6 protein-coding genes are annotated in these 4,922 nt (G+C 57.7%); all 6 read left to right on the forward strand.

All coding sequences use genetic code 11. The annotated features are described in order from the left end of the window. Positions 1-493 (forward strand): hypothetical protein (locus EN925_RS23440; RefSeq protein WP_128336961.1); only part of this gene is annotated, 493 nt, incomplete at its 5' end. 678 nt (positions 494-1,171) lie between these two features. Then, on the forward strand, positions 1,172-1,312 hold the full coding sequence (locus tag EN925_RS23450; protein ID WP_128336963.1) for an EncA/B family entericidin: 141 nt from the start codon (positions 1,172-1,174) through the stop codon (positions 1,310-1,312). Further along, complete coding sequence (locus tag EN925_RS23455; RefSeq protein WP_013525035.1) at positions 1,309-1,500, forward strand: hypothetical protein; 192 nt, start codon at positions 1,309-1,311, stop codon at positions 1,498-1,500. The genes EN925_RS23450 and EN925_RS23455 overlap by 4 nt, the downstream gene beginning before the upstream one ends. 594 nt (positions 1,501-2,094) lie before the next feature. Next, positions 2,095-2,418 carry a KTSC domain-containing protein gene (locus EN925_RS23460; RefSeq protein WP_245461904.1) on the forward strand — a complete coding sequence of 108 codons (324 nt, stop codon included), beginning with the start codon at positions 2,095-2,097 and terminating at the stop codon, positions 2,416-2,418. 235 nt (positions 2,419-2,653) lie between these two features. Continuing rightward, positions 2,654-3,514 carry an ATP-dependent DNA ligase gene (locus EN925_RS23470; protein ID WP_127369312.1) on the forward strand — a complete coding sequence of 287 codons (861 nt, stop codon included), beginning with the start codon at positions 2,654-2,656 and terminating at the stop codon, positions 3,512-3,514. Positions 3,515-3,597: 83 nt separating this feature from the next. Continuing rightward, positions 3,598-4,422, forward strand: a complete 825-nt coding sequence (locus EN925_RS23475) for a Ku protein (RefSeq protein WP_063174039.1) — start codon at positions 3,598-3,600, stop codon at positions 4,420-4,422. The last annotated feature ends 500 nt before the right edge of the window (positions 4,423-4,922 follow it).

The raw sequence follows: 4,922 nt of genomic DNA on the forward strand, positions 1-4,922 counted from the left end.
CGTCAAAGCCGAGACTGGTCGCATGACATTGCGGATGCGTGAAGACGATGCCGAAGAGTTGGAGGCCGCCTCGAACAAGATCGCCAAGACACTGGAAACCATCGCAGTACTCCCGGTCCTGCCGCGCGAGGCCGAAGACATCCTTGCGATCTCTTCGCGTGAGCGTCACAAGTGGCTGAAGGACGGACGGCTGCAAAGCATTGGCACCCGCACCGTGAAGATGCGCGGTCGATCCAAGGCCGTCAACTTCCACGTGTTCGATCCCAGGCACATCGAGGACATCCTTGATCGTGATCTGCCAAGCCTTTGGCGTGAAGAGGACGCGCAGCAAGTTACAGAGAACAGGCGACGTGGCGCCGGCAAGGCTGCCCTGACGCGGGCGGGAAAGGGTAGCGAGAAGGTTCGCGGTGCCGGGAATAACCCCAGAGATGACGCTCCCCGGCCCAAGTTGGAGGGCTGGAACGCGTTCGACGACGAGGGCCTGCTCCGTTAAATCCGTCTAGCCATTCACGTCCAGAATGAGCCCTGAGCGAAAGCTAACCGGGAGCCGAAACGATCTGCAGTCGCGATTGGCACGTCCCGAACCAATCCATGCTCAAGGAGTTCTTCAAGCCGACAACCGCCCATTTTTGGGGATGGCAGATGTTCGACAACTTCGTGCTTGAAATGTTGGAAACCGAGGGCGGGCCGATAAGGCTTCGGCATGGCGGATCTGGGCCGCCTCTGCTTCTGATCCATGGCCATCCTCGCACGCATAGGACTTGGGGCCAGGTCGCCGACTTGCTGTCAGCAGATTTCTCCACGACCATACCCCAATCACTACCCGGAAGGAAAATCATGGCTGTTTCCTATAGAAGGAATCGCTTGCCACGGTGGTGCAGGAAGTCGGCGATGTGAAGAATAGAGGCGCTTCGGCATTTTAAGGTGGATTAGGTCCTGACCGACAAATGGTGCTACATGGGCGATGAAGAATGCCCGCCCAGCGTACGTTGTCTACGCACCACCGCTGATCGGCCTTCCGTTCCTGGCTGTGATACTGGCTCTGGATGGGACGACCATCGCAACGCCCTTTGACACCGCAGATGAAGCGGCCGCCCACAACAAGGTGATGGCGGTTACAGGTGCGATACGGCAAAGCGGACTTGATAATCACAAATAGGAGAACCCGTCCATGAAACTGCTACGCATCACACCGATTGTCATTCTTGCCTGTGCCTTTGCCCTTGCGGCCTGCGCCAACGCCGTCCGAGGCGTCGGCCGGGAAGTCAAGGCAACGGCCAACGCAGTCGACGACACGGTCAACAAACCATGATGCAGAGGACCGTCACGGTTATCGAGAAGACAACGGGCCGCGTGATCGGAGCGCTGCCGATCGATCTTGCGCAGCAGGATCACGAGGCCTCCGATGATCAGTATTTCACCAAGGCGTTCGAAGCCGCCATGGACAGTGGCCTCATTCGTGAGTCCGACAAGCATGCGGTTGAATTCCGGCTTGAATAAAGTCGACGATGCAACCGCTTTTCTGTCGCGTATCGGGGCATTGTGGTTTGCATGGTTTTGCACCTCAGCCATCCAGCAGGGGTGAATCAACACACCGTCCAGTCCAACTATCCCTAGGACAGCCCGCTGCGGCTATGAATCGAGCGGCCGGTTTGGCCCGGAGGTGAAGCAGCAGCCGCTGCTCAAAGCCACTCAGTAGAGCAAATCGGTGTATTGGTAGGCGAACACCCTCCCGTGCTCGCATCGGTCACCTCAAGAAAGTAGTTTCCGGATCGGTGTAGCGTCACGGGCATTTTCGTTGCCTGTGCGGCGGCCCAATAGGATGTCGGGGCCCCAGCTCGGTATTCCGCTATCACCTGGCCCGCAGGATATTCTCGGATTTGATACCCCACGGTCAGCCCCAGGGTCCGAATTATCCATTAGAGATACCTAACATTTCCCTTTTGGCGAGGCGGGGTGTACTTTAGGTACCGCTGGGTGATCCTAGCGACCTACACTGCCCGCTGCCGAGAGGTGGCGGGCCTTTTTGTTTATGTGTGGAACACCGAAATCCAATGGGAGTTGGAATGCTGTCACCGTCCTTCCGTGGAGGCGATGATGGCCATGGACGTACAGCCGTGGTCGGCCCGCTCTCTGCTTCCTCACAGGGCGGGCCATCTCGCGGGTCGCTCACCGGCAATGACCTGGTGCACCATGCCGTCGACCTCAATACGCAAGTTCGAATACGACCCGGAAACCAGGGTTCTCTCAGTGTGGTTTGTAGCGAGTGGCAGGCAGTACGACTTTCTGGATGTACCGCCGGAGATCGTCGCCGATTTCAAATCTGCCTTTGCCAAGGGCCGCTATTTCAATGGTCGGATCCGCAACCAGTTCGCGTTCCGGCCCGTGGCAAGCTCCGATTCCAGCGGTTCATGCTGAGGCAGATTGTGCCAAGCGACCTGGCGGAAATCGCGCATGTCGAACGGCTGGCCGCAGACCGGACAGGTCATGAAATTGTCGCGCTCGTCGGCAGGCTCGCCGCCGTGCTGCGTGCCGGGAATCGGCGGTCCAAGGTCGGATAGCTTCGTCATAACCATCAAACATTCAATTCGTCTAAAATGTTCCGGAACCATTTTAGCGCGCGCTAATTGAATCGCACTATGCGAGTCAGCGCATGCGTTTGAAGTTCATAAAGCCCATGGAGCCCGAGCTGGTCGAAACGCCACCGCAGGGCGACGAATGGCTCCATGAGATCAAATTCGACGGGTATCGGACCCAAATCATGAAGGATGAAAACGGGATCCGGCTGTTCACCAAGAACGGATACGACTGGACAGGCCGCTATATCGAACTTGCCGGAGAGGCGGAGGCGATCGAGGCGGAAAGTTTCATCATCGATGGCGAGACAATCACGGTCAACGAGGCCGGCCTGTCCGACTTCCAGGCCCTGCAGTCAGCCGTCACCCGTCGTGAGCCGTCGCGCGATCTGTATTTGGTGGCATTCGACCTCCTGCACCTGAACGGGCATGATTTGCGCAACATGCCGGTGGAAGACCGCCGCGAGATCCTGCAGGAACTGATTCCAGCCGTCGGCCGCATTCAGGTCAGCAAAGCCCTGCCCGGCACCGGTGACGCGGTTTATCACCTGGTCGACAGGGCAGGGTTGGAGGGCATGGTCTCGAAGCGCAAGGACAGCGTCTATCGCAGCGGACCGACGATGAACTGGCGCAAGATCAAGTGCTATGCCGAAAAGGAAATGGACATTATTGGCGTGCAGCGCGAGGCCGGAAAGCCCGCAATGGTGCTCATGGCCGACAAAGGCCGATATGCTGGCGGCGCTTTCGTTGCGTTTAAAGCTGACAAGCGCCAGCGACTTTGGGATCGCGTGCAAGGGAAGGTCGGGGGACCAGTGCCGATCGGTCTCAAGAAAGAAAAGGCCGAATGGCTCAAGCCTGGTCTGGTCGGTCGCGTGCGGTTCCTGAAGGGCGAGGAAAGGCTCCGCCACGCCAAGCTGCTGGACTACCGTGAGGAATAAGCTTGCGACAAGGTGCTGCCCATGACGCGGAACGGAACCGTGTGCCTGGCGTTGTGCGGAAGTCGACGTCTAGGAGGAACGGCATGGTGGCGCCACGCGCGGTCTGGAAGGGTTTTCTGAGGGTCGGTTCCGTGTCGTGCGGGGTCAAGATAGTGGGTGCCACCAGCGAGGCATCGAAAATCCACTTCAAGATTTTGAACCGCAGCGACGGTTTACCCGTGAAGAGTGCCTATGTCGACGAAGGCACCGGCGATGTTGTCGAAGCCGAGGATCAGATCAAAGGCTATGAGGCGGACAAGGGCGATTTCATCCACGTCGAGCCGGACGAGATCAAGAAACTGAAACTGACGTCCCAGCATACGCTTGATGTCGATTCCTTTGTTCCGGTTGCCGAGATCGACACGCGCTATCTCGAAAAGCCCTACTACTTGATCCCGGCAGATGGCGCTTCCCTTGAGGCCTTTGCCGTCCTGCGCGATGCGATGGCCAAGAAGCGCGTCGCGGCACGTTCCTGCGTCGTACTCTATCAGCGCGGCCGCGAAGTATTGATACAGCCGTTTGAAAAAGGAATGCTGCTGACCGAGTTGCGCACCCACAATGAGATGACATCGGAAGACACCGTCTTTAATGACGTGAAAAGCCCAAATTACGATTCGGATTTGCTCGAAATCGCGGGGCTTCTCATCGACAAGAAGGTGACAAAGTTCGATCCTTCGAAATTCGAGGATACTTACGAGGATGCGTTGATTGCCATGATCGACGCCAAGCGCAAGGGCAAAAAACCGCCGAAACCAGCGCCAAAGCCTCAGGAGAACGTGGTCGACCTGGCCTCGGTTTTGCGAAAGAGCCTCGCCAAGGAAGGCATCGGCCAAGACCGGCCAAAGGCCAAGAGCCGCAAATCGGCATAGTTAAAGATAGCAATCCCACCATCACCGCGCATCATCCAGTAGTTTTGGCGCGCTCGCGCGTTTCCGGCGTCAGGCCTTCGGCCAATCTCACCGGCTCGTCGCACTGCGACGCTGCGGCAATCGGGAGGAAAGAACACCCGACGCGACAAATCGCGGAGGGCCGGATTGCCGTTGTGCCCGTAGCTATAGGTCTCGTCGTTTGGTTCTCCTTGTGACCGACTGGTCGGCGTGGTCACCGTCACCCAAAAAATGATCGTGCCGACCTGGCCATGGATCGATGCATGTGAGATTGCGTTCATTGGATGTTCGTTGCTTTAGTCAATCGCAATGTAGTGTTGAGCGGAAACGAAGTGGGCCCGCCACTGAGGACACAAACAGCGGCGGGCCCTGCTTTGAGACCTGGCCCGGGAGCCAAGCTGCAGACCCAATTTCGATTTCAGAGAGAGGTTCCAGGCCTGCAGAAAAAACTTTACGCATGCTTGCATTGCACAGGCCCGAGT

It is taken from the genome of Mesorhizobium sp. M7A.F.Ca.US.006.04.2.1 (genome assembly GCF_004022915.1).
Taxonomy (GTDB): Bacteria; Pseudomonadota; Alphaproteobacteria; order Rhizobiales; family Rhizobiaceae; genus Mesorhizobium; species Mesorhizobium ciceri.